Below are 23454 nucleotides of genomic sequence, written 5' to 3'. Positions count from 1 at the left end.
ATGATCCATTTTCCTTCACTTTCCAAAAGGCTTTCAGAAGAAAATCCTTTGCTCATGAGCACCTTTGTAGCTGTCATGGCTTTTCTAAGCTATAGTTGCATGTATGCCTTTAGAAAACCATTTGCTGCCGCCACCTTTACAGGAGAAGAATGGTGGGGTATTGATATTAAAGTCTGGTTAATTCTTATGCAGACCTTAGGTTACATGGCCAGCAAGTTTTATGGCATCAAACTGATTGCAGAGTTGAGTGGAAATAAACGAGGCCTTTTGATACTATCACTTATTGGGTTTTCCTGGTTGTCTTTGCTAGGCTTTGCTTTATTACCTGCCCCCTTCAATATTTTCTGTTTCCTGTTAAATGGTTTTCCGCTTGGCCTAATTTGGGGCTTGGTTTTTCATTACCTTGAAGGGCGAAAATTTACCGAAATGATGGGGAGTATACTGGCGATCAGTTTTGTTTTTTCTTCGGGTTTTGTAAAATCTATAGGAAGGTATTTGTTGGTCGATTGGGCCATTGACCCTTATTGGATGCCTTTTGTGACAGGAGCCTTTTTTATTCCACTACTAATCACAGCGGTGTTTTTCTTGGACCATACTCCAGCTCCAAACGAAGGAGACATCGCCCTTAAAACCAAGCGAAAATCCATGAACAAACCTGAACGTCAGGCTTTCTTCCGGAATTTTAGCTTCGGTATTGTTTTGCTGGTGTTGGTCTATATGGCTTTGACAGCCTTTAGGGACATAAGAGATAACTTCGTAGTAGAAATCTGGAAAGAATTAAAAGTTGGAATAGCTCCCGAGCTCCTTACCCAAACGGAAATACCCATTACTTTGATTCTGCTGCTTATGATGGGCTTACTGGTTTTGGTCAAAAATAATTTCAAGGCTCTTTTCCTTTACCACCTTATTATAATTTCAGGATTGCTCTTGGCCGTTATTTCAACCTTTTTACTTCAAAATGGATGGATAAATCCCTTCTATTGGACAGTTGCTACTGGCACAGGTATCTACATGGCCTATATTCCTTTTAATTGTCTCCTCTTCGATCGGCTTTTGGCCGCCTTCAAATATGTAGGCAATGTAGGCTTCCTAATGTACCTGGTAGACAGCTTTGGCTATTTGGGCTCATGTGGCATCCTTGTATTCAAGCAATTTGGGGACTGGGAGGCGATGAGTTGGTTTACTTTCTACTCCGAAGGATTGATCATAGTGATGACACTTAGTGCCGTGATAATGGTTATCAATGGTTTATATTTCTACAAAAAATTAAAACACCATTCAATAATCTTAGCCATAAACAGCCAATCAATTCAGCCTTTACCTTTAAAAAAGTAAACTGAACTTTACGACTTTTCAATATTTTTTATTCGCTTTTTGAATAAAAACCAATAGCCAAGAGGAAAAATCAGGGCTTTTAGGCGCCAGTCATTTTTTTCATGGAAGGATAAAAATTTATTTTTGCTAATCTGTCTATAAAAAAGACTTGCCATCAGCAAGTGTCCCAATACTAAGAACAACATAACACTATAAAGGATCAGCTCATTCATTTTTTTAACCTGGGGAATATCAGTGGTACAATTTTTTGATAATTAATATAGGCTTCACCATAGATGGATAGCAGCTTTTTCTCTTCATAATAAATACCAAATGGCAAATATAACAGCAAAGCCGATAGATGAATCAATGAGGACATATTAGGCACATAAAGGAAATAGCCAATAAAAATCAATATCAATCCAGCATATAAAGGGTGTCGCATATGCTTGTACCAACCCACCCTTATTAGTTCTTCCTTTTCCTCCAGGTCATCATGAGGCCTCCAACCAATAAATCTGCCCGTAGAAATACCTTTCATGCTTTTTACCATTATAATGGTGCCAAAAGTAGCCAACATGTATCCAAAATAAGTACTGCCCTCTGAAGGTTCAAATAGCCAATAGGGTACTATTATCGCAGCAAAAACAAACAAGCACAATAAAAACAGTGTAGAATACAAACTATAGGCTAGCCTGTACCATTTGTAACTGCCTTTCATCCAAAGCCTGAATTTTCTTTTTATATTTAAACTTGCCAGTACGGTATGGCTTGCATAAAACACAATCCACCCCAGTGCTAAAGTGATATATTCCATAAAGTTTCGAATATCCGCAATTTGACTGACTAATGAAAAATTTAAACCGATATATTGAGCATACGGCTTTACAGCCAACTGTAGATGAACGCGCTATAGACAATGCAGTAAATCAAGCCAAAAAATATTCATTTAGAGGCCTTTGTATTCCGCCGTTTTGGGTGAAAAAGGCAAATAGAAGCTTAGGAGAACTTGACATACAGCTGGTGACAGTGGTGGGTTTTCCCTTAGGCTACTCTATGACCCAGACCAAAGTTTTTGAGGCCAAACAAGCTATTGAAGATGGCGCAGATGAATTGGATGTGGTCTGGTCTACTTCAGCTTTCAAGTCAGGCATGAATTGGCCAAAAATAGAATTGGCTCAAATGGCAAAGGCTTGTCATGAGGCTGAAAAGTTGTTTAAAGTAATTATAGAAACAGCTTATTTAAGTGATGAAGAATTACTACTTGCCTGTAAAATATGTACAGATGCAGGGGCAGATTTTGTGAAAACTTCTACAGGCTTTACTGAAAAGGGAGCCGAAGTGGCTACAATCAAACGCATGCGTGAGATGCTGCCAAGCCAAGTAGGCATAAAGGCAAGTGGCGGAATTAAAACCCTGGATCAAGCTTTAGCCATGATTAGGGCGGGTGCAGACAGAATCGGCACCAGTAGTGGGCACCTTATAATGGAGGCTTGGTTGGACAAAATTCCTTGACAAAAGCTACGTCCTCCCTTTTTTCTAGGGTTACCCTAGGTGTTTCAGGCTTCACCTCTGATTGATTAAAATAGATTAGAAAGAAAGGGATCACAAAAAAGGTCAGCAAGATGTAGGCAAAACCAATCGATTTATTGTTGGCGGTTTGTCTTGCAAATTTTTTGGCCAATCGAACAGGAAGTTCTCTCAACCTGGGAAAAGGAAGAAAGATAAGGTTGCCTATGAGGTTAAACAAAACATGAACAATGGCTACACTTATAGCTGCTTCTGTTTTGTACAATGCTGCGATTACAGCCGTAATGGTAGTCCCTAGGTTTGCTCCCATAATAAAAGGGAAAACCTTGCGAAGCGCTACTTTACCTGTCGCTACTGCTGTCACCATCAATGAAGTCGTCACTGTGCTGGATTGTACCGCTGCTGTGAAGAAAGCGCCATAGGCAAAAGAGCGGAAGGGGAAGTTAAAAATATGTTTCCTTACCTTTTTAAAATTCGGTGTAATCAGGGATTTATAAGCAAGGGAGGAAAGAATCTTAATAGAGCCTATCATCAAGAGAATCCCTGTAGCCAAGGCAAGTAAGGGCCAGCTAAGCAAGGAAAACAGCTCATAGCTAAGTGATCTAAGGAAAAAGCCATTTAAGCCGATCTCTCCAAAGCCTACTGGTTCGTCCCAGATAAACCAATGGGTAAGCCAAGCAGACAATTGACTCAAAATACCAAAGTACACCTCCAATGGTAGCAAAATAATAACGGTGCTGATATTAAATATATCATGAAGCACTCCTGCGGAAAGGGCCTTTCGGAAAGTTTTCTTTTTTAGAATATAGCCAAAAGCTACTAATGTACTTGTTAAAGTGGTGCCAATATTGGCGCCCATTATCACAGGGACAGCCTGTGCCAAACTGAGATTTCCAGAAGCCACCAATACTACGACCATGGCAGAAATGGTCGAACTCGACTGAATGAGGGCAGTGGTAAGCAATCCAATAAAGAGTCCTACAAATGGATTACTGGTGGCAGTGAACAAGGCATTGGCAGCTTCATTGTTTAATTCAGTTAGGGAAACGGTCAAAAAATCAATAGAAAACATGAAAATCAATAGGCCTATAATTATAGTAACTATTGTTATCAGGTTTTTAAAATAAGCATTTCCTTCAAGTACTTTGGTCATTCAAATGAGGCTGTAATTTCGTCCAGGGAATATAAGTGCAAAATACGTTTAGAGTAAACAGAATAACACGCTTTTTAAGTAAAACTTATGTTAATAATGAAAAAGAACAACTCACTCATAAAGAATTGATTAAAAATGCCGATTTAACCCAATAGGAACTAAAATATTTATATTTTTGAGAAAAATGAAATATTGAAATAACTTTATCGGGGCAGGCTTTACAATTATTTAAACAGGGACTTAACAATTTGGTAACATTATCCTTAAAATTTCTTGTTTAATTTGCACCTCATTTCAAAGCCAAAATCTACTCATGGCCAAACTAAAAGATCAAAACATTAACCAGGCTACATTATCTAAGGCAGCCTATTCACTTTTTGATTTCACTAAAAAGGAGAAACCCTTTCTTTTGATTATCTGTATTTTGGTTTCAATTGCTGGGATCATAACGCCTTATACTTATGCCGCCATGTGGTTTGGCTTTGCGTTGGCCGCTTATTCAGCGATTGCCAATGACAGTATTCAGACGATTGGGACTTTTATTGCATCAAACCAAAAACAGAAATGGTATTTTCTATGGCTGTTTATGGGCTTAATTTTTGTCGGTACTGTAACCTTTAGCTGGTTTTATTACAATGGTGATGTAAGTTACCAGCGTTTGCGAGTGGACGGACTTGACCAGGCGCCAACAAGTTTTGTATTTCTCCAAATAGCTGCTCCAATAGTATTGTTGGTAATGACCCGTTTGAGAATGCCTGTATCAACCACTTTCCTTTTGCTTAATGTATTTACCTACAAGGCAGGAACCATTTTAGGAGTGATGCAAAAAAGTTTCATTGGGTATTTTGTAGCCTTTTTCCTAGCCATAATCGTCTGGTTTGTTTTAGAAAAATTTGTCACCAACTACCTAAAAGGAAAGCCAAGCAAATTTTGGTACCCTCTTCAATGGATCATTTCAGGTTGTCTTTGGGCAGTTTGGATCATGCAGGATGCGGCCAATATAGCAGTATTTCTTCCAAGAGAGTTGAACGTTTGGGAATTTTCCGCCTACACTGGCTTTGTATTCTTAGGGCTGGGGGTTCTTTTTTACATGAAAGGGGACAAAATTCAAGGCATTGTAAATGAAAAAACCAGGGTTACAGATGTCCGGGCTGCTACTATTGTAGATTTGGTGTATGCAGTAATTCTTTTCTATTTCAAAGCCTACAGCCAGATGCCTATGAGTACTACTTGGGTTTTTATCGGACTTCTTGGGGGTAGGGAGCTTTCTATAGCATTGGCCAAATCCAAGAAACTGAAGAAACGTAAAGCAAGGCTAGTAAGGGCTTATCGTATGGCCTCAAGTGACCTTTTAAAAGCAGGTATTGGGTTGGTTGTATCCCTGATTTTGGCATTAATTATTAATGAGGGTGTAAGGAAAGAAGTATTCGAACTCATTTTTTAAAGATACATTGGAATTGTTTTCAGACGAATACTGGATGAATGAGGCCCTCAAGCAAGCAAGAATTGCTGCAGATGAGGGAGAGATCCCTGTTGGAGCAGTGATTGTGGTTAAAAACAGGGTCATCGCAAAAGCCTACAACCAAACGGAAAAACTAACCGACGTAACTGCGCATGCAGAGATTCTTGCCATCACAGCCGCTTCAAATGCACTCGGTGCCAAGTACCTTCCAGAATGCAAGTTGTACGTAACCTTGGAGCCATGTATCATGTGTGCAGGCGCTTGTTTTTGGACACAACTAGGGGAATTGCATTTTGCTGCATCGGATCCCAAGCGTGGTTTCACCAAAACAGATATTTCCATAATACACCCTAAAACTAAACTGCATAGCGGAATATTGCAGGAAGAATCCAAGGATTTATTGCAAGCATTTTTTAAAAATCTAAGAAATTAGAGATTCAAAGGAATAAAAGAACCTTTTTTAAAGTTTAGTGGTTTATAGAATAGGTTTTTTAATAGGGACCCACAACCATCAACTTATTTAAATGTTTAACCTAAAATAGAAAAAAAATGGCTTTTGAACTTCCTAGTTTACCTTATGAAAAAAATGCATTGGAACCAAATATCGATGCGAAAACCATGGAAATCCACCATGGCAAACATCATAACGCCTATGTAACCAAATTAAACGATGCTATCAAAGGCACTGAATTTGAATCAAAAAGCTTAGAAGAGCTAATGAAAAATGTTTCTTCTGCACCTGCAGGTGTAAGAAACAATGGTGGAGGACACTTCAATCATTCCCTTTTCTGGACTGTTCTTTCTCCAAACGGAGGAGGTAAGCCTAGTGGTGACTTAGCCGCTGCCATTGACAAAAAGTTTGGATCCTTCGATAAATTCAAAGAAGAATTTGCAAATGCTGCTGCGACTAGATTTGGTTCTGGTTGGGCTTGGCTGAGCGTAAGCAATGGTGAATTGGTTGTAAGCTCTACTCCAAACCAGGACAACCCTGTGATGGACGTAGCTGAAAGCAAAGGAACACCAATCTTAGGATTGGACGTTTGGGAACATGCTTATTACCTTAACTACCAAAACAGAAGACCAGATTATATTGCTGCATTCTGGAACGTAGTTAATTGGGAAGAAGTAGCTAAAAGATTTGCTGCTGCCAAATAAATCATAGTTATTAAAGATGCGATAAAACCTCCTCTGTTTATACATTGGAGGTTTTTTGTGTCCAAATCGAACATAAAAAGTGTTCACTTCTGAGACAGTTCATTTAACACTCATTTTTTTAATTCATTGATTTTTAGGTATTTAAGGTGATTTTTAGGTTTTGGCATCTTTTTCCCATTGAATTGATCTGAACAATTCAATATTAAAAACCATGTATTTCTCTAAGTTAATTTTTGCCACTTCATTTTTCTTCTTGCTAGGACTAAGTCACCTTGCTGCCCAAAGCACTTCATTAACGGTAAGCGGAACTGTAATCGATCAAGAAAACAAGCCATTGCCTTTCGCAAATGTGATATTACAGGAAGCAAACACCAATGGACTAATTAAAGGAACAATTTCTGATGAAGAGGGAAATTTTTCTCTAAATGTAATCAGCTCAGTCAAACTCCAACTCAAAGCTTCTACTATAGGCTATGAAGATTTCATCAGTGAAGCATTTCAGTTGAAAACTGAAGACAAGCATTTTGGAAACATAAAACTGAATGCCGAATTGGGAGCCCTAGATGAAGTGGAAGTTCGTGCAGCACGCCCAAATGTATTGATCCAGGCCGACAAAACAGTAGTAAATATAGAGGGAACGTCTATGGCTGAAGGCAATAATGCATTGGATGTCATCGGCAGGTCACCAGGAGTATTTGTAGATGCTGATGGGAACATCAATCTTAATGGAAAATCTGGAGTAATGGTACTTTTGGATGACAGGCAAACCTATATGTCGGCTAAGGATCTGGCAGACTTTCTAAGGGACATGCCTGCTGACAATATCCAAAGTATAGAGGTCATCAACAATCCACCAGCAAAATATGATGCTGAAGGAGCGGCTGGTGTGATTAACCTTGTGTTGAAAAGGAATACTTACAATGGTATAAATGGAAATTTAAATATTGGTAGCCAGTTTAATGGCCTTCATTTACCCTCCGTAGGTGGAGCGATAAATATTAAGAGAAACAAATGGACTTCCAATGCCAATTTGAATTACAATCATTGGGGTAGAAATATGGAACTTGACCTTTTGAGAAGGTTCCAATTGGACAACGGGCTTTCTGAGTTTGACCAGAGGGCTAGAATGAAACTGCTAACTAAAAACTTGTTTTTCTCTGGTGGAACAGATTATCAGATCAATGAAAAGCATAGTGTAGGCATCAATCTACAAGCCTCCACACAAAACGGTGAAGATGGAGGAACCTCATTTACCACCATTTCTAACCCAGAAAATGCAGACCTAAATTACATCAACGCCCTTAATGAGACAAATTTTGAGAACGCCAGGATATTTGGGAATTTTCATTATATCGGCAAGCTTGACACCTTGGGCACAAAAATCTCAGCAGATTTTGATTATTCCAATATGGATGCTAGCAGCATAATTTTATTGAACAATAGCTATTGGGTCAATGAAGAAAAAGAATTGGCAAGATTGAATAGGGTCAAAACAGGAAATGACATGGTTTACGCTATTTACACAGCAAAAACCGACTTCACAAAGCCTATAGGTGAAGACAAAACGTTGGAACTTGGCTTGAAAGGAAGTTGGGTAAAATCCGATAACATGCTAGATATCGCCAAAAGTGAGGAAGAAGGTCCTTATCTGCCAGACGCCAATAGCAATCATTTTATTTACAAGGAAAAGGTGATGGCTGCTTATGCCTCTTTCAAAGCTCCTCTTGGCAAGAAGCTAGAATACCAAATGGGACTAAGAGCGGAATATGCAAATATTGAAGGCAACTCGATTACTTCCAATCAGGTAAATACCCAGGAATACATCAACTTTTTCCCAAGTGTCTACCTGCAACATAAAATGAATGATGACTACCAAATCGTCTACAATGTCAACAGGAGAATTACCCGCCCTCATTATCGACAGCTTAACCCTTTTGTTTTTTATATAGACCCACTAACGACGGAGGAAGGCAACCCTAACCTCAAGCCACAGTACGCCAATAATATTGAGATGAACCATATTTACAAGGGGGCCTATCAATTGGCTCTGACTTATTCTCAAACCGAAAATGCTTTCGGTCAGATATTGACGCAGGACGAAGACAGTAGAACCACCTTGATACAAATGAGAAACCTTGACCAAACCCAAAATTTAGGTCTTAGGGCAACTGTACCGGTTGAGTTTGCTGAATGGTACAGTACAAGTAATATGTTACAATTCAATGGGAGTTCTTTCGAATCCCAAATAGGAGAAGACTTGTTGAATGTAAAGCAGTTTTCCTATATGTTTCGAAGCCAACACAATATTAACCTACCGAAAGGTTTCAAGCTAGAATTGGTAGGGATTTACAGAAGTCCTTTTCAGGACGCCCAGATCAAAATAAATGGCATGAGTTGGTTGGACGCTGGGATAACAAAAACATTTAAGGATGAAAAATTAAGCCTTACGGTGAATGGCTCTGACATTTTCAGAACGATGAAATTCAAAGGAGGTATTAATTTTTACAATATCAACACCGATGTCCGTCAATACAATAGCATGCAAAGTGTTCGCTTCACTTTAAGGTGGAAGTTTGCTCAGGGTGAAAAGTTTAGTGTTTCACAGCGAAGCGGTAGTACGGAAGAAAGAAACAGGCTGTAATAAGTAAAGATTAGGTTTTTTAAAATGGAAAAGACAACATCCCTTGGATGTTGTTTTTATTTTTAAACCGTATTATGCAATAGAATTTCTCCGCCCTGACAATAGTCAGGGGTAATGCCAGTCCTGAGCTTTCTCAGGAAGCGTTGAAATCACAAGAAAATCAGGCTGTTTGGAGATTTTAGCTTGGCATCGCTATGGTGAAATTAAAAACAGGAACAGAGTGGCTGATTTAATATAAAGCTTACTGGAAATGGTATAGAAAAATCAAATGGGCGGCAAGGGCAGGTTTTCTTTCCCCTTTGATCTCAATCTTTACTTTCATTTCGGTCTTTATGGTTCCACGCAAGTCACTGATATTTGCTAGGGTAGCATGCATTCGAATTTCATCGTTGACTTTGACAGGATTGGCAAATCGTAAGTTTTCGATTCCATAATTAACCATCATCTTCAGGTTATTAACTTGCACAATCTGGTTCCAAAGAAATGGCACCAATGATAGCGTAAGGTATCCATGTGCTATAGTTCCACCAAAGGCACCTTCGGCTTTTGCTTTTTCGGGATCTGTGTGAATCCATTGGTGATCAATGGTCGCATCGGCAAAAAGATTAATCTGATCTTGTGTTACTTCATGGTACTCAGAAACTCCCAATTCTTTGCCTATGTATTCTTGAAAGTCTTCAAAGCTATTAATAATTAATTTACTCATAATCGTTTTAGGTTTAAAAAAATGAAATTATCAAAACCCTGCGGATAATAAAACAAAAATTAAAGAAAACCGCAATACTTCTAATTCTTAAACTGCCCCATTCCTCCTCTTTTTGGAATACATAAAACCCAATATCATACTACTTACGAAGAAAATAAGCGTAGTCCATTCATAAGTACGTTTTTCCTTGAGCCCCTCTTGAATTTTCTCATCTCTAATATCAAGCGCTCTTTTGAGCTTTACAATATCTTCTTCAGCCTTTTGGGCAATGTATTTGTAATCCTCCTTTTCATTCCCAATTGCAGAAGTTTCTATGTCTTTTCGCAGTTTCAGTTCACCAATTATTTGATTGTCTTTCTGCAAGATACGAGCCATCCATTCGTTGGTTACCGTCATGTCTTTTTTTGTCCTGTTGCCAAAAATCCCTGACTTCTGGGATTCTGATTCTTGCCATTCCACATGCAAACGCTCTCTCTCTCCGATCAGTTTCTTTAACTTTTCCTGACCGCTGACGTTCATAGGCAAAGTCATCAACCAAATTATAAGTCCTAAAAAGTAGGTAGTTTTCATTGTTTTGAAGAAAGTTATGGTAATTTTTTTTCAAGAAGTCCACAGCTCAAAAAACATGCCTAACGCAAACTGTAATTGTGAATTCCACAATAAGATCTTAACTGAGCGATCAAAAGCAGCTATAAGTAGCATTGGGGGAAACTTTCGACTAAAGTCTGGAAATTTCAAATAGTTAGTGGAGCAGTTGACCTTAAGCTTTTCCAGGAAGGAATTCATTTAAAACTTGTCTAAGGTAATCCCGGTCAAGATGGGTATAAATCTCGGTAGTGGTGATACTTTCATGACCAAGCATTTCTTGTACCGCTCTTAAATCTGCCCCACCTTCCACTAGGTGGGTGGCAAAACTGTGTCTAAAAGTATGGGGACTTACCTTTTTATTTATCCCTGCTTTTTCCACTGTTTTTTTAATGATTAAAAATACCATTACCCGGGAAAGTTTTTTTCCTCTCCTATTCAGAAATGCATAATCTTCATGTCCTGCCGCAATGACCTGATGAGCCCTGACTTCTTTTAAATACATCGCGAGGTATTTGGCAGCAGATTTTCCGATAGGCACCAAGCGTTCTTTGTTTCCTTTTCCAAGAATCCTCAAAAAGCCAATGTCTTCATAGTATTGACTTAATTTTAGGTTTGTCAATTCGGAAACCCTAAGCCCGCTACTATATAGCAATTCCATCATTGCTCGGTTTCTATGTCCTTCAGGTTCACCTAAAGGAACCGTATCAAACAATTGTTCTATTTCAACATAACTTAAGGTATCAGGTAACGTTCTAGTCAGCTTAGGTGCCTCGAGCAATGCGGCGGGATTTTCAGTGATTTTATCTTCATACAGCATGAACTTAAAGAAAGCTTTTATCCCTGAAATTATTCTCGCTTGAGAAAATTCTGAAATGGACAATTCAGCCAGCACTTTTAAAAATTGTCGAAGGTGGTACAATTCCACATTAATGGGCATGGTTTCTGGAAAGTTTTTATCCATGAAACGGGCGAGCTTTTCAATATCTTGTCTATAAGCTAAGATTGAATTTTCACTTAGAGAACGCTCAATTTTCAAGTAGTAACCAAATGCCTTTATTTCTCTTTCCCAGAACACAAAGTAAAATTAACTTAATACAGGTATTAAATAATAGTTTTTCTAAAAACATATGAATATACATTTAAGTTGTTTTCCGAATGCTTAACTTTGCGCCTGTTTAGTAGCCAATTAAAACCTTCAAACATTGAAAATCACAATCATTAACGGGCCCAATTTGAATTTATTAGGCAAGCGCGAGCCAGAAATTTATGGCAGCCGCTCATTTGAAGATTATTTTGAAACCCTTGTTCAAAAATACCCAGACTTGGAATTGTCTTATTACCAAAGCAATGTCGAAGGCGAGCTAGTAAACATGCTACATGAAGTAGGCTTTGAACATGATGCCATCCTTATCAATGCTGGAGCCTATACACATACTTCGGTTGCCCTTTCTGATGCGATTGCCGGCATTACCAGTCCAGTTCTGGAAGTACATATATCCAATATTTACAAAAGAGAAACTTTCCGCCACAAGAGCATTATTTCTAAAGAATGTGTCGGAATGATTGCGGGCTTGGGATTGAAAGGTTACGAATTGGGATTGAACTATTTCATTGACAATAACAAAGAAAACGCATAATGGCTATACTCACTTTTGCTCCGGGTCCATCTAAGGTACATGACAAGCTGCCAGACTATTTTCAGGAGGCCTTTCAACTAGGAATTTTAAGTGCCAATCACCGCAGTGCGGTTTTCATGGACCTCTATAAAGATACCGAAAGGTTATTCAAGGAAAAATTGGGCGTTCCTGATGATTACAAATTGCTCTTTACTTCATCTGCTACAGAAAACTGGGAAATCATTACTCAGTCATTGGTTTTAAAGTCCTCCTTTCATATATATTCTGGTTCATTTGGAAAAAAATGGTTTGGCTTCGCCCAGCACATCAATCCCAACACAGCGGCATTGGTACTGGACAAAAACACAACCTTGGCAGTAGATGAGCTGGAAATTGGGGCTGACTTTGATATCATAGGCATAACACAAAATGAAACAGCCAATGCAACTCAGGTTAGCAATGAAACCATAGCCGCAGTAGGCAAAAAGTATCCAGATAAAATGTTGGCGATAGATACCACCTCCTCTATGGCGGGCATCAATCTTGATTTCAGCTTGGCTGACATCTGGTATGCTTCTGTTCAGAAGTGTTTTGGCCTGCCTGCAGGTCTGGGCGTTTTGATCCTTTCCCCAAAAGCCATAAAAAGAGCCGAGGAAAAAGGCGAAAATGGAAGGTACAACAGTCTTAATTTCATGTTGGAGAATGCCGCCAACTTTCAAACGCATTATACCCCAAATGTTCTCGGCATTTTTCTACTTAATAGGGTATTGGCAGAAATGCCAAATATTAGCGAGGTGCATGAAAAAACAGAGGCACGGATGAAGGCTTTGGAAAGCATCGTTGAAAATTCTTCAGCCTTGGATTTCTTGGTTAGCAATCCTGCTACCAGAAGTAGAACAGTATTAGGAGTAGGGGGAGCCGAAAACTTTATTAAACGCATTAAAGCTGAAGCTGAAGCCAATGGCATGCAAATGGGCAGTGGCTATGGCCCACTAAAACCAACCAGCTTTAGAATTGCCAATTTCCCCGCATTGAATGATTTGGAGTTTGACAAACTGATTGCCTTTCTCAAAGCGTATTAAAACCAAATTGTAGTGTTTGATTTTAAGGAGATATTATCTGTTACACTGATTTTGTTTTCTGTGATTGATATTTTGGGTTCAATACCAATAGTGATCAATCTCAGAAAGAAAGTAGGCCATATCCAAAGTGGCAAGGCTACCATTGTAGCCGGAGTCTTGATGGTGAGCTTTCTATTGGTTGGTAAATCTATTTTAAGTCTGTTTGGTATAGATGTGGAAGACTTTGCGATCGCAGGGGCTTTGATCATCTTTGTCATTGGGGCAGAGATGATATTGGGGATTGAAATCTTTAAAACTGATCCCGAGGCAAGCTCTACAAGTACTTCAATCGTGCCCATTGCCTTCCCTTTAATCGCAGGTGCAGGTACATTGACCACCATCCTAACCCTTAAAGCTGAATTTAGTCAGGCAAATATTGCGGTAGGAATTGTCTTAAACCTCGGTATAATCTATGCGGTTTTGAAAAGCACCCATTTCCTGGAGCAAAAATTAGGGAAGACAGGCTTGGATATTTTACGTAGGATATTTGGAATCATTCTGCTTTCAATTGCCATTAAGATTTTCAAAACAAATCTTTTTCCTGTTTAGAATTTAGCATAAGATAATTTATTGGGTACTTAAATTGGCTTCAAAAATCAATCATTGGGTAGCGGTTGTCAATTAGTCAAACTGCCAGCCTACTAAAACATCAAAACTAACTGATTCCCTTACGGTTGTAACACAATAAGGAATATTAATGCCCATACTGTGTTTTGAAACCACTTAAGTAGAAATAAAAAAATGAAAAAATATTGAAAATAATGTGCAATGCTTTTTGATTTTCTCAATTTTTACTTACTTTTGTCTTCCCAATATGTCAACGGGGTGTAGCGTAGCCCGGTATCGCGCCTCGTTTGGGACGAGGAGGTCGTAGGTTCGAATCCTGCCACCCCGACAAAGCCAGTTCATTGCGAACTGGCTTTTTTTTATTAAAAACCCCCAATTTCTTCTGAATAGGGCTTAAAATGGATCAGGCTGAATATCTGGGGGATTTATTTCAAGCATAAATTTTTGACAGTCTAAATAGAAAGAATTCTACGTTGGTAACGCCTCTGAACTGAGTCCTAAAAGCCTTTATTTTCGCATTGAATGATTCGGCTGAAGCATTGGTACTGCGGTTGTCAAAAAAGTTTAGGATTGATGTGTAGTGTTTTTGTATGACTCTAGCTACCGTACTGAAGGATTATAAATCTGAGAGATGAAAAGGTAGGCTTCCCCATAAATGAGTTTGGATTAATTGCACTGATTGGTAAGGGTTAAAAATAACCGGTATTCTCTTTTCCACTTGAGTGAAATCAATTTTAAGAAAATTCACCTAATAATAGGTGTTGTTTACTTTCAAATAAGTATTATTTCCATGTCTCTTCACAATAATAACATTATTTAACATATTAGTTTTATGTTTTTAGTTGAATTATTACTATACTTGTAGTAGTATGATAGTCAATAGTATAGTGCAATATTTCAGTATTTGTTGATTTTTTACTGAATGGTACTACTTGAAAGAAGAAAGTTTTGATTTGTTTAAAAAGATAACTATACGAAGAAGAGAAGTGAGGGGGCATATATTATTAGAATTTGAAGCTCAAGATTAAAATTTAAAAAAGTCGATTAAGCGATGTAAAAAATAAAACTCGTTCAACTACAACTTTTTTAGCTGGATTCATTTGCATCGCATTCAATCCTGAGCCTGTTTTCTGACACTACCAATTCACCTTGTAATAAATGAACTGATAGTGAAAAATGTTGTGATAGTTTTTAGTCAAATAAATTATTATTAAAAACATTAAACTAAAAAAAAATGAAATTACTCATTTCATGCCTTCTTCTGGCCTTCATCAATTTTGCCTCCTATGGCCAATCCAAACTTAGTATTCGGGGAGTGGTGAAAGATACCACGAATATGCCACTCGACTACACCTCCATTCTACTACTTAGTCCGAAAGACTCTGCCTTGGTGGCGTACACCCTAACGAATAAAGACGGAGAATACCAATTCAAAAACGTAGATAAACAACCACTACTCATCAAAGCCACCTATATGGGTTACCTGCCTGTGCAAAAGGAACTGGTTCTACCCGAAACAGGTGACTTGGAGGTCGATGAGATTCAGTTGATGCCCATCTTACAGGAACTCTATGAGGTGGTAGTGAAAGCCGCCAAAGCACCCTTGATGATGCGAGGAGACACGCTAGAGTACGATGCGAGCAAATTCAAAGTTCCACCAGGAGCGACCCTGGAAGAATTGCTTCGCAAGCTGCCCGGAATACAAATAGACAAGGACGGAAATATAGTGGCACAAGGGGAACAAGTACAAAAAGTAACAGTGGATGGAAGGCGCTTTTTTGGAGGCAACACAAAAATGGCTACACAAAACTTGAATGCAGAGTCAGTAAGCAAGCTTCAGCTATACGATGACAAGTCAGAACAGTCAAAGCTAACAGGCGTGGAAGATGGAGTGAAAGAAAAAACCTTAAACGTTGAGTTGAAGGATGAAGCCAGGAAAGGAGGTTTTGGTAAGCTTTCTGCAGCATTGGGTACAGATGGAAGATGGTCTACAAATGCCTCATTCAATAAATTTGACAAAGTAAACCAATTTTCGGTGATCGGCTACGGCAATAATGTCAACCAATCTGGGCTGAGCTGGGATGATTTGCAGGAGTTTAAAGGGAGCGGTGCTTTCCAATTTGGTGACACTGGGGACTTTGGTTTTAATGGAAGCGGTGGGAATTATTATTCGTTTTCAGGTGGGGACAATGAAGAATCCTTCGAAATTCCCTTCAATAACCTCAACTCTGGCTACTCCAACAACCAAGCCATAGGCGTTAATTATAACTACCTAAAGGATAAGAAAGATTTTAATAGCAACTATTTCTATAGCCGCAGTGACCAAGCACTAGAGAGTATCAATAGCAGGACAAATTTCTTGCAGGACAACACTTCGTTCACTTCCGTTGACCAAAGCACACAAAATAACATGGCAGGTCACCATAGGGTAAACCTTCGCTTTCAGAACGAATTGGACAGCGCCAACACCATCACCATTAACGCAAAAGGAAGGCTAAGTTCACTCACTACCTACTTGGCCAGTCATCAAGAGCTGATTCGCAGTAGCACGGAGCAAAGTCAAATGGATAGGAACAACCAATCGGATAAATGGTCAGGGGCCTTTCAGGGTACAGCAATTTATAGGCATAAGTTCAAAAAAAACGGACGAAACTTTGCTGCCAGTATAAGTGATACTTATAGTAAGGCAGATCAAAATGGCATACAAAAATCTGTCGTAGATCTCATGAACTCAACAGACCCAAATACCTATTTCCGAAACTTGGATCAATTGAACCAAGCAATGAATGGCGCTAACTTGATCAAGTCTAGCTTACTCTTTGTCGAACCAATCAAAAAAGTTTTTTTCTGGGAGACTTTTTACAATTTCAGCCAGTCACAGAGCGAAACAGACCGACAAGTATACGATGTAGAATCAAGCGACACCCAAGAGCTAAACCCTGACCTCAGTCGATTTTTTGAAAATACGATTACCTACAACAGATTTGGTTCTAGCATCCGATATGCCAACAAAGGCTCTAACTTAAGCCTAGGTTTAGCCGCCTCAAATTATCGATTAAATGGACAATTTTCAGTCGTAAAAAATAGTGAAATATTAGGCCGAGTGAACAAAAACTACCTCAATTTCACCCCTAATGTAAATTACTCAAAAACAATGAAAGGGAACAAGCGTATCAACGCAAGCTATGCCATGGGCGTCAATCCCCCGAATATCACCGACCTACAGCCTTACAAGGACATATCTAACCCATTGTATATACGAGAAGGAAATCCTGATTTAGAGCCTGAAGTATCCCATTCTTTCAATACAGGATATAGCATGTATGATCCAGCCACCTTTATAAATTTACGGTTTTCATTCAATTCAACATTCTATCAAAATCAAGTAGTTCAAAATCAGACCATAGACCCAGAAACTTTTGTCACTACCTACAAGGCAGGAAATGTTTCAGGGGGGCAGCGGTATAATCCATATTTAGGTTTTGGTTTTCCCATCGTAAAGACCAAGGCTTCTGCATACTTATCTGCAAATCCCTCTTATTCTAAAAGCCTCTCCCTCATCAACTCAGTGGAGACTGAGACCCAAACTTTTAGCAATAACTTTGGAATAAATTTTAATCTGACACCTTTAGAATGGTTCAGCCTATATACTGGGTCATCTTTCCGACTCAGCAAAACCAAATACGAACAAAATCCCTCCCAAAATCAGGACATAATAAATTGGAGTGCTTATGGTAATATGAACATTAAATTCCCCAAAGATTTTTACTTAGATGTGAAATTCAACTACAACCGATATAAAAACGAAAGTTTTGGATTTGACCAGAAAATACCTATCCTCAATGCATTCGTCTATAAACTACTTGGAAAGGCTAAAAAATGGGAAGTCAGGCTATCCGCATACGACATCTTCAAGGAAAATCAAACCATCAGCCAGTATGCAGGCCAAAATTACGTTTCCAATGGAAGGATTGAAACGCTATCAAGGTATTTTCTTCTTGGGGTAACCTATAATATGCGTGGGGTAGAGGTGAAAAGTCGTAGGTAGGTTAGGACGTTCTAAGATGTGGAAGTTATAAAGTCACCGGAGGCAAGTCTAATAAATGGACCTTTCCCCCGTTAACCGTTTCGGCATGATTAATAGTCGTCGGGATCTCATAAAATCTGCATTTTTAAGAGTTTAAACCACCTAGCTAATAGGTAAAAAAGCGGACTCTTTCTAGTTTACCATGGTAAATGCAGTTAAATAGCTTGATTCAACTTTGGTATATTTTGCCAATTCTTTTCACAAATACTGATTCAGCCAATTCTTAAATTTAAAAAAAATGAAATTAAAATACTTAAAGATCCTTATCTTATTATTGATTTCTACAGGACTGAGGGCCCAAAATATGGTGGGTGAGGTAGAGTACCGATACCGCATATTCTATGATAAAATCTATTCCAACCTCCCTCACATTACTGAGCAGGAAAAGGATAGAATCTTACTCTCCTGGAGTAATCCTGATGGCTACAGCACTCGGATGAAACTTCAGTTTTGGCCAGAAAAAAGTATCTATACTTTCGGAGAACCCTATCAAGTCCAAAGCTACTCTTGGCAAGTAAATGACTATCTCATAGAAAACAATTTAGAAGACCAGACCTATCTGAAATACATGGACCAAATGGGTAAAACTTATATCGTTCGTGATAGTCTAAACACTCCAAAATGGAGGGTAATGAACGAAATAAGGGACATTCTCGGACACATGTGTATGAAAGCGGTGTCTGAAGACAGCATTAAAGGCCAAAAGATCACTGCTTGGTTCGCCTCAGATATTCCCGTCCCAACGGGTCCGGAGGAGCAATTCGGGCTTCCAGGTTTGATTTTGGCTTATGATATCAACGACGGCATGCTTATCGTGGAAGCCGAGAAAATCACTTTTGGAGAACCGGAAGAAATCATCACCCTGCCAAGAAAAATGAGAGGGAGAGAAGTATCGGGCACTAAATATCAGGACTTAGCCCGAGAGTTTATCCAATCTTCCATCAAAAGCAAGCGAGCTTGGATGTGGGAAATAAGATATTGAAGGCTGTAGAAAATTACACCTGAAATATGCAATAGACCTGCGTAATCATTCAAATTAGCGTATTTGATTGCTCAACTATAGTGGATGTGGATTGTTGAAACCTGAGAAAATCAGGATCCGATCCAAATTTACTTTTGTTTAATTTTGTATATCAAATAGCGCTTCATTTGCACTAAAAATACATCTTTGGCATTTTTTAAGTCATTGCCCTATTCAGTCAAAAAAATTAATGGATGTGCTATAACAGGTTTATCCACCACCTGCTTTCAATTTGGCATTCCAATTGTTTACAATCCTTCAAATATTTTTAGGTAACGGTTATGAAAATCAAATTGATACAAGAGTTCAAGGAATTTGCTGTGAAGGGAAATATGATCGACATCGCAATAGGTGTGATTATAGGCGCGGCTTTCAACAAAGTAGTAGATGTATTGGTAAAAGAAATTTTCTTACCGCCTCTATCTTTTTTGACCAATGGAATCAATTGGGAAAATAAAAAAATAGTCTTGAGGGAAGAAGTGATCTTAGATGGGGTCGCCCACCCAGAAGAAATTGCAATTGGTTACGGAAAATTACTTGAGGCGAGTGTGGATTTTATGATTATTGGCCTTACGGTGTTTTTTATTGTAAAACTGATGAACTCCCTTCAGAAAAAAGCTGAAGATCCTAAAAACAACACCGTAACCACTCCTAAAAACATTGAATTACTAAGCAGAATGACAGAATTGATGGAAAAGCAAGTGAAACTCCTAGAAGCGAAAAACACTAAAACCTCTGAGTAGCATAACCGGTAGATACTAAGGTAGCCGCATTTCCCTTCTAAAGTTTTGGTGATAATATTGCAATTCGAAGTGTGTGCCAAACTGAACAATTTGCAGCTTTAGCGAAATTCGGGTATCCATCTTATAACAAGGCATTGGCCGCCACCAAATTTATTAAACATTTGCAAAACCAAGTTTCACTAACCTATTTATAAGATTACAAAGACCTATCTTTAAAAAAAGACCATGCCTGAATAAAATAAATATTTAACTGATTAAATATTTATTTAGCCATTCTAAGCTTTAATAAAACAATTTTACATAGAAAATTTAGCATTTTAAGATTAAACCAAGTTTGGCACAAATCTTGAGAAATTAAGGGTAAATGATTTTCTCATTTAACCAACTATTAAAATGGATAATAAAAATAATTTTCAGTTAAGAGGAACGGAATTAATTTCACGTAAAGTAAAAACGGCGAGAGATGAGTCTGTAGGCGCAGTCAAAGACATTGTTCTAAACAAAACAACGGCTCAGGTAGAATATGTAGTGCTTAAAGTAGACGAAGGTTTTCTAAACCTTGGTTCAAAACTTCTTGCGCTGCCTTTTGAATCTTTTGGCTTTAACCCTTCTTATGATGATGCCATATTTGTGAGAGAAACCAAAGAAACGCTAGAAAACGCTCCAGGTTTTGACGAAGACAACTGGCCCACTGGTCCTCAAGGGGAATTTCTTCATACCATGCGTACCTATTACAGCGCAGAGGACCGTAGTCTAAATGGACGATATGACTTTGAAAATCGGACCATTTTCAACCATCAGGATACTTTGGATGTAAGCGCAGAAAGAATTAAAGAAAAAAGTTCCGGTAGCGGTTTTCTAGAAAAAGACCGTAGAGGTGACAGACCTTCTCATGTTGAAAGAGGAGGAAATCCTATAATATAAAACGCCCTTAAATAGCGTTGTTGAAAGCTAATCCATCTAATGGGTTAGCTTTTTTTTGTGAAAAAATAAGCCATTCTTCTTCCTGAGTGGATTAAAACAAACCTCTTCATTATAGGTCACTTAAATAATTTAGAGGCAACATTAAGTAATATGCCTAAGACGGATGATTATTATTAAAGCATTTAAATAGGGCGTAATACCGGGATTTTTTCAAAATGGGAAAAATTGCCAAGTAGCAAGGCAATTTGACCTAACCATTAGGGCTGTAAATGCTGAATCTTTGTATTGTTATTAATCAACAAACAAAACTTAAAAACATTTTATTATGACAACTACAGCATCAGCATTTAACGTACCAACAAAATCTGAAGTATCTGAAAACAACCAGGCTATTTTTGATCAACTGGAAAAACAAATTGGCTTTGTCCCAAATCTTTACGCTTTTTATGCAAAAAATGAAACGGCATTAGCGGATTACCTTGCCCTTCAAAGTAGAAAAACTACACTAAAAGCCAAAGAGAAAGAAGTGGTTAACCTTGTTACGAGTCAAATCAATGGTTGCAGATACTGCCAGTCAGCCCATACTGCACTAGGTAAAATGAATGGATTTACCAACGAGCAAATTATTGAAATTCGAGGTGGTTCAGCCAGTTTTGATGAAAAGCTTGATGCCTTGGCTAAATTTACGTCCGCGACGGTAAGTAACCAAGGTAAGGTCGACGAAAAAGTCAAAGCATCATTTTTTGCGGCTGGATACAGTGAAGCGAATTTGATTGATGTGGTCATACTTATTGGTGACAAAATCATGAGCAACTACCTTCATAACCTTACAGGTTTTGAAATCGATTTCCCATTGGCTCCAGAATTATAATATTAACTAGGGTTTTGCAATAAGTATTTATTTTGAATATTGTTGCAAAACCTACTTTTAAACCCAGGTTATGCAAATCAAGATTTCAACACTCGGTTATAATATAGGAGTATTCGGCACAGCCCTCATACTAATATGGATAGGATTGTTTAAGTTTACTCCTACAGAGGCCGCATTAATAAAGCCATTGGTCGAAAATCATTTCGCGATGAATTGGCTTTACAGTATCTTTTCCCTACAGACGGTTTCAAACCTTATAGGTTTTTCTGAAGTAGTCATAGGGGCGTTACTAATTGGTACATTATACAGGCCACAATTAGGGAAAATAGCCGGAATAGGTTCCGCAGTGATTTTTATTACCACACTTAGTTTCCTTATCACCACTCCTGGAATTTGGAAATTAGTTGATGGCTTTCCAGTTACTGATTTCTTTCTGATCAAAGACATCCCATACCTTGCCATATCATTAATGGTTTGGGGAAATTATTCAAAGGCTAAAGTTGAAACTAAATTTTAAAAGACACAAAGATGAACGAGATAACACTTTATGGTGCCGATTGGTGTCCTGATTGCCGGAGAGCAAAAGCTTTCCTAATAGAAAACAATGTAGATTACACTTTCATCGATGTGGATCTCGATGAAGCGGCTACAAAAAAGGTTGAGGCAATCAACAAGGGCAAACGTATCATTCCGACCTTGATAATCAATGGTAAAAGTTATACCAATCCCGATAACCCTGCTCTTTCCAGTATTTTAGGGATAAATGAACAGGGCAGGGTCATACTTTACGGTGCAGATTGGTGTCCGGATTGTATCAAGTCAAAATCCTTTATGGTAGACAATAAAATAAATTTTCAATACATCAATATTGATGAAAACGAATGGGCCATTCCCATCATTGAAAAAATCAACAATGGGAAAAGGAAAATCCCTACCATTCTCATTAATGAGGACATCTTGGTAGAGCCTGAAAACGAAGCGTTGAGGATTGCTCTCAAACTTGACGAGGAGAAAATCACCAAGGTATTTGATAGTATTATCATCGGTGCTGGTGCCGCGGGCTTGACCACTTCCATTTATGCGCAAAGAGACCGATTCAGTACTTTAATTTTAGAGAAGAAAACAGTCGGTGGAAATGCCTTTTTAACCGAGAAAATTGAAAACTACCCAGGCTTTACTTCCATATCAGGTCCGGCGCTTATGGACAAAATGGAGGAACAAGCGCGTGTGTATGGTGCAACCATAAAGACAGGTGAAGAAGTAGTAAGCATAGAGAAGGTCAACAACCTTTTCAACGTGAGAACCAAAACGAATCTCTTTTTAGGGCGCTCCGTAGTTCTTTCTACAGGCTCTACTTATGAGAAGCTGAACATACCAGGCGAAAGTGAATTATTAGGTGCCAGCGTGCACTTCTGCCCTACCTGTGATGGTGCCTTTTACAGAGATCGCGAAGTAATTGTCGTAGGTGGTGGCAACTCAGCCTTGGAAGAAGGCATCTTTCTTTCCGGATTCACAAAGAAAGTAAAAATCATTAACCGAGGTGCCACCTTTAAGGCATCCCAGACTTATATCGATAAACTGCCTGAGCTAGACAATATAGAAACCCATTACAATAAGGAGGCTTTAGCGCTGGACATTGATCCCGATGGGAAATTTGCAGGACTGCGGGTCAGGGATTTGATAACTGGGAAAGAAGAGGTGATTACAGCAGATGGTGTTTTCATCTTTGTTGGCCTGAAACCCAATAATGCAAGTTTTAAAGGTTTGGTGGACATGAATGAACGCGGATTTATTACGACCACAGGTCTGGCAAAAACTTCGGTCAAAGGGATTTTTGCTGCTGGAGACAACCGTGATGGCGCCATTGCTCAGGTAGCCGCTGCTACTGGCGAAGGTGTTTTGGCCAGCTATGGGTTAAGAGAGTTTTTAAAAAATTAACGAAATAGCCTTGGCAT

21 protein-coding genes, 1 tRNA gene and 1 pseudogene are annotated in these 23454 nt (G+C 38.6%); 17 read left to right on the top strand and 6 right to left on the bottom strand.

The genetic code is table 11. From position 1 onward, the window contains the following. Positions 1 to 54: 54 nt before the first annotated feature. The gene (locus tag AAC073_RS19795) at positions 55 to 1335 is read left to right on the top strand and encodes a DUF5690 family protein (RefSeq protein WP_339925539.1); all 1281 of its coding nucleotides are present in this window, start codon (positions 55 to 57) and stop codon (positions 1333 to 1335) included. A gap of 208 nt (positions 1336 to 1543) precedes the next feature. Here AAC073_RS19795 and AAC073_RS19790 read toward each other — a convergent pair whose 3' ends face one another. Beyond that, the gene (locus AAC073_RS19790; protein WP_339925538.1) at positions 1544 to 2131 is read right to left on the bottom strand and encodes an isoprenylcysteine carboxylmethyltransferase family protein; all 588 of its coding nucleotides are present in this window, start codon (positions 2129 to 2131) and stop codon (positions 1544 to 1546) included. A gap of 32 nt (positions 2132 to 2163) precedes the next feature. Between AAC073_RS19790 and deoC the strand changes: the two genes are divergently transcribed. Further along, positions 2164 to 2829 carry a deoxyribose-phosphate aldolase gene (gene deoC / locus AAC073_RS19785; protein ID WP_339925537.1) on the top strand — a complete coding sequence of 222 codons (666 nt, stop codon included), beginning with the start codon at positions 2164 to 2166 and terminating at the stop codon, positions 2827 to 2829. Here deoC and AAC073_RS19780 read toward each other — a convergent pair. Then, positions 2795 to 3997 (bottom strand): Na/Pi symporter, encoded by a 1203-nt coding sequence (locus AAC073_RS19780; RefSeq protein WP_339925536.1) that lies wholly within the window; start codon positions 3995 to 3997, stop codon positions 2795 to 2797. The genes deoC and AAC073_RS19780 overlap by 35 nt on opposite strands. A gap of 313 nt (positions 3998 to 4310) precedes the next feature. Between AAC073_RS19780 and AAC073_RS19775 the strand changes: the two genes are divergently transcribed. The 4 genes from AAC073_RS19775 (at position 4311) to AAC073_RS19760 (ending at position 9255) form a co-directional block, all read left to right on the top strand. Further along, positions 4311 to 5441 carry a hypothetical protein gene (locus tag AAC073_RS19775; RefSeq protein ID WP_339925535.1) on the top strand — a complete coding sequence of 377 codons (1131 nt, stop codon included), beginning with the start codon at positions 4311 to 4313 and terminating at the stop codon, positions 5439 to 5441. Between the two features lie 7 nt (positions 5442 to 5448). Beyond that, on the top strand, positions 5449 to 5892 hold the full coding sequence (locus tag AAC073_RS19770) for a nucleoside deaminase (RefSeq protein WP_339925534.1): 444 nt from the start codon (positions 5449 to 5451) through the stop codon (positions 5890 to 5892). Between the two features lie 116 nt (positions 5893 to 6008). Beyond that, positions 6009 to 6614, top strand: coding sequence for a superoxide dismutase (locus tag AAC073_RS19765; RefSeq protein ID WP_339925533.1), 606 nt, complete (start codon positions 6009 to 6011; stop codon positions 6612 to 6614). 211 nt (positions 6615 to 6825) lie between these two features. Beyond that, a complete protein-coding gene (locus AAC073_RS19760) occupies positions 6826 to 9255 on the top strand; it encodes an outer membrane beta-barrel protein (protein ID WP_339925532.1) in 2430 nt (809 codons plus the stop codon). Positions 9256 to 9496: 241 nt separating this feature from the next. Here AAC073_RS19760 and AAC073_RS19755 read toward each other — a convergent pair whose 3' ends face one another. The 3 genes from AAC073_RS19755 to xerD all read right to left on the bottom strand — a co-directional run bounded on the left by AAC073_RS19755 (position 9497) and on the right by xerD (position 11624). After that, a complete protein-coding gene (locus AAC073_RS19755) occupies positions 9497 to 9961 on the bottom strand; it encodes a MaoC family dehydratase (RefSeq protein WP_339925531.1) in 465 nt (154 codons plus the stop codon). Between the two features lie 87 nt (positions 9962 to 10048). Next, positions 10049 to 10531 (bottom strand): Clp protease ClpB, encoded by a 483-nt coding sequence (locus AAC073_RS19750; protein ID WP_339925530.1) that lies wholly within the window; start codon positions 10529 to 10531, stop codon positions 10049 to 10051. Positions 10532 to 10721: 190 nt separating this feature from the next. Then, a complete protein-coding gene (gene xerD, locus AAC073_RS19745) occupies positions 10722 to 11624 on the bottom strand; it encodes a site-specific tyrosine recombinase XerD (protein ID WP_339925529.1) in 903 nt (300 codons plus the stop codon). A 127-nt stretch (positions 11625 to 11751) separates the two neighbouring features. Here xerD and aroQ point away from each other — a divergent pair, with 127 nt between their 5' ends. The 4 genes from aroQ (at position 11752) to AAC073_RS19725 (ending at position 14181) form a co-directional block, all read left to right on the top strand. Beyond that, on the top strand, positions 11752 to 12186 hold the full coding sequence (aroQ, locus tag AAC073_RS19740) for a type II 3-dehydroquinate dehydratase (protein WP_339925528.1): 435 nt from the start codon (positions 11752 to 11754) through the stop codon (positions 12184 to 12186). Positions 12187 to 12191: 5 nt separating this feature from the next. After that, a complete protein-coding gene (locus AAC073_RS19735) occupies positions 12192 to 13247 on the top strand; it encodes an aminotransferase class V-fold PLP-dependent enzyme (RefSeq protein WP_339925571.1) in 1056 nt (351 codons plus the stop codon). Positions 13248 to 13259: 12 nt separating this feature from the next. Then, positions 13260 to 13835 (top strand): MarC family protein, encoded by a 576-nt coding sequence (locus tag AAC073_RS19730; protein WP_339925527.1) that lies wholly within the window; start codon positions 13260 to 13262, stop codon positions 13833 to 13835. Positions 13836 to 14107: 272 nt separating this feature from the next. Then, a tRNA-Pro gene (locus AAC073_RS19725) sits at positions 14108 to 14181 on the top strand. A gap of 102 nt (positions 14182 to 14283) precedes the next feature. Here AAC073_RS19725 and AAC073_RS19720 read toward each other — a convergent pair. Further along, positions 14284 to 14469 (bottom strand): annotated as a pseudogene (locus AAC073_RS19720) (transposase); the annotation flags it as partial. Between the two features lie 618 nt (positions 14470 to 15087). On the opposite strand from AAC073_RS19720, the gene AAC073_RS19715 reads away from it, so the two are divergent. The 7 genes from AAC073_RS19715 (at position 15088) to AAC073_RS19685 (ending at position 23437) form a co-directional block, all read left to right on the top strand. Then, entirely contained in the window at positions 15088 to 17901 is a 2814-nt protein-coding gene (locus tag AAC073_RS19715) for a TonB-dependent receptor (RefSeq protein WP_339925526.1), read from the top strand. Positions 17902 to 18178: 277 nt separating this feature from the next. Then, positions 18179 to 18922 carry a GLPGLI family protein gene (locus tag AAC073_RS19710; protein WP_339925525.1) on the top strand — a complete coding sequence of 248 codons (744 nt, stop codon included), beginning with the start codon at positions 18179 to 18181 and terminating at the stop codon, positions 18920 to 18922. A 320-nt stretch (positions 18923 to 19242) separates the two neighbouring features. Then, positions 19243 to 19704 carry a large conductance mechanosensitive channel protein MscL gene (gene mscL / locus AAC073_RS19705; protein ID WP_339925524.1) on the top strand — a complete coding sequence of 154 codons (462 nt, stop codon included), beginning with the start codon at positions 19243 to 19245 and terminating at the stop codon, positions 19702 to 19704. Between the two features lie 393 nt (positions 19705 to 20097). Then, a complete protein-coding gene (locus AAC073_RS19700; protein WP_339925523.1) occupies positions 20098 to 20628 on the top strand; it encodes a PRC-barrel domain-containing protein in 531 nt (176 codons plus the stop codon). Positions 20629 to 20953: 325 nt separating this feature from the next. After that, positions 20954 to 21499 (top strand): carboxymuconolactone decarboxylase family protein, encoded by a 546-nt coding sequence (locus tag AAC073_RS19695; protein ID WP_339925522.1) that lies wholly within the window; start codon positions 20954 to 20956, stop codon positions 21497 to 21499. Positions 21500 to 21569: 70 nt separating this feature from the next. Continuing rightward, positions 21570 to 22016, top strand: a complete 447-nt coding sequence (locus AAC073_RS19690; RefSeq protein ID WP_339925521.1) for a DUF417 family protein — start codon at positions 21570 to 21572, stop codon at positions 22014 to 22016. Positions 22017 to 22027: 11 nt separating this feature from the next. Next, a complete protein-coding gene (locus tag AAC073_RS19685; protein ID WP_339925520.1) occupies positions 22028 to 23437 on the top strand; it encodes an FAD-dependent oxidoreductase in 1410 nt (469 codons plus the stop codon). Positions 23438 to 23454: the final 17 nt, after the last annotated feature.

The organism is uncultured Cyclobacterium sp. (assembly GCF_963977555.1).
Taxonomy (GTDB): Bacteria; Bacteroidota; Bacteroidia; order Cytophagales; family Cyclobacteriaceae; genus Cyclobacterium.
Note: the sequence above shows the minus strand (reverse complement) of the source record. Positions and strands in the feature narration are given on the sequence as shown.

Excerpts from the sequence above, each read along its gene's own strand:
- AAC073_RS19795 (WP_339925539.1), top strand. The coding sequence starts at position 55 with ATGAGCACCTTTGTAGCTGTCATGGCTTTTCTAAGCTATAGTTGCATG.
- AAC073_RS19790 (WP_339925538.1), bottom strand. The coding sequence starts at position 2,131 with ATGGAATATATCACTTTAGCACTGGGGTGGATTGTGTTTTATGCAAGC.
- deoC (WP_339925537.1), top strand. The coding sequence starts at position 2,164 with ATGAAAAATTTAAACCGATATATTGAGCATACGGCTTTACAGCCAACT.
- AAC073_RS19780 (WP_339925536.1), bottom strand. The coding sequence starts at position 3,997 with ATGACCAAAGTACTTGAAGGAAATGCTTATTTTAAAAACCTGATAACA.
- AAC073_RS19775 (WP_339925535.1), top strand. The coding sequence starts at position 4,311 with ATGGCCAAACTAAAAGATCAAAACATTAACCAGGCTACATTATCTAAG.
- AAC073_RS19765 (WP_339925533.1), top strand. The coding sequence starts at position 6,009 with ATGGCTTTTGAACTTCCTAGTTTACCTTATGAAAAAAATGCATTGGAA.
- AAC073_RS19760 (WP_339925532.1), top strand. The coding sequence starts at position 6,826 with ATGTATTTCTCTAAGTTAATTTTTGCCACTTCATTTTTCTTCTTGCTA.
- AAC073_RS19755 (WP_339925531.1), bottom strand. The coding sequence starts at position 9,961 with ATGAGTAAATTAATTATTAATAGCTTTGAAGACTTTCAAGAATACATA.
- AAC073_RS19750 (WP_339925530.1), bottom strand. The coding sequence starts at position 10,531 with ATGAAAACTACCTACTTTTTAGGACTTATAATTTGGTTGATGACTTTG.
- AAC073_RS19715 (WP_339925526.1), top strand. The coding sequence starts at position 15,088 with ATGAAATTACTCATTTCATGCCTTCTTCTGGCCTTCATCAATTTTGCC.
- AAC073_RS19710 (WP_339925525.1), top strand. The coding sequence starts at position 18,179 with ATGAAATTAAAATACTTAAAGATCCTTATCTTATTATTGATTTCTACA.
- mscL (WP_339925524.1), top strand. The coding sequence starts at position 19,243 with ATGAAAATCAAATTGATACAAGAGTTCAAGGAATTTGCTGTGAAGGGA.
- AAC073_RS19700 (WP_339925523.1), top strand. The coding sequence starts at position 20,098 with ATGGATAATAAAAATAATTTTCAGTTAAGAGGAACGGAATTAATTTCA.
- AAC073_RS19695 (WP_339925522.1), top strand. The coding sequence starts at position 20,954 with ATGACAACTACAGCATCAGCATTTAACGTACCAACAAAATCTGAAGTA.
- AAC073_RS19690 (WP_339925521.1), top strand. The coding sequence starts at position 21,570 with ATGCAAATCAAGATTTCAACACTCGGTTATAATATAGGAGTATTCGGC.
- AAC073_RS19685 (WP_339925520.1), top strand. The coding sequence starts at position 22,028 with ATGAACGAGATAACACTTTATGGTGCCGATTGGTGTCCTGATTGCCGG.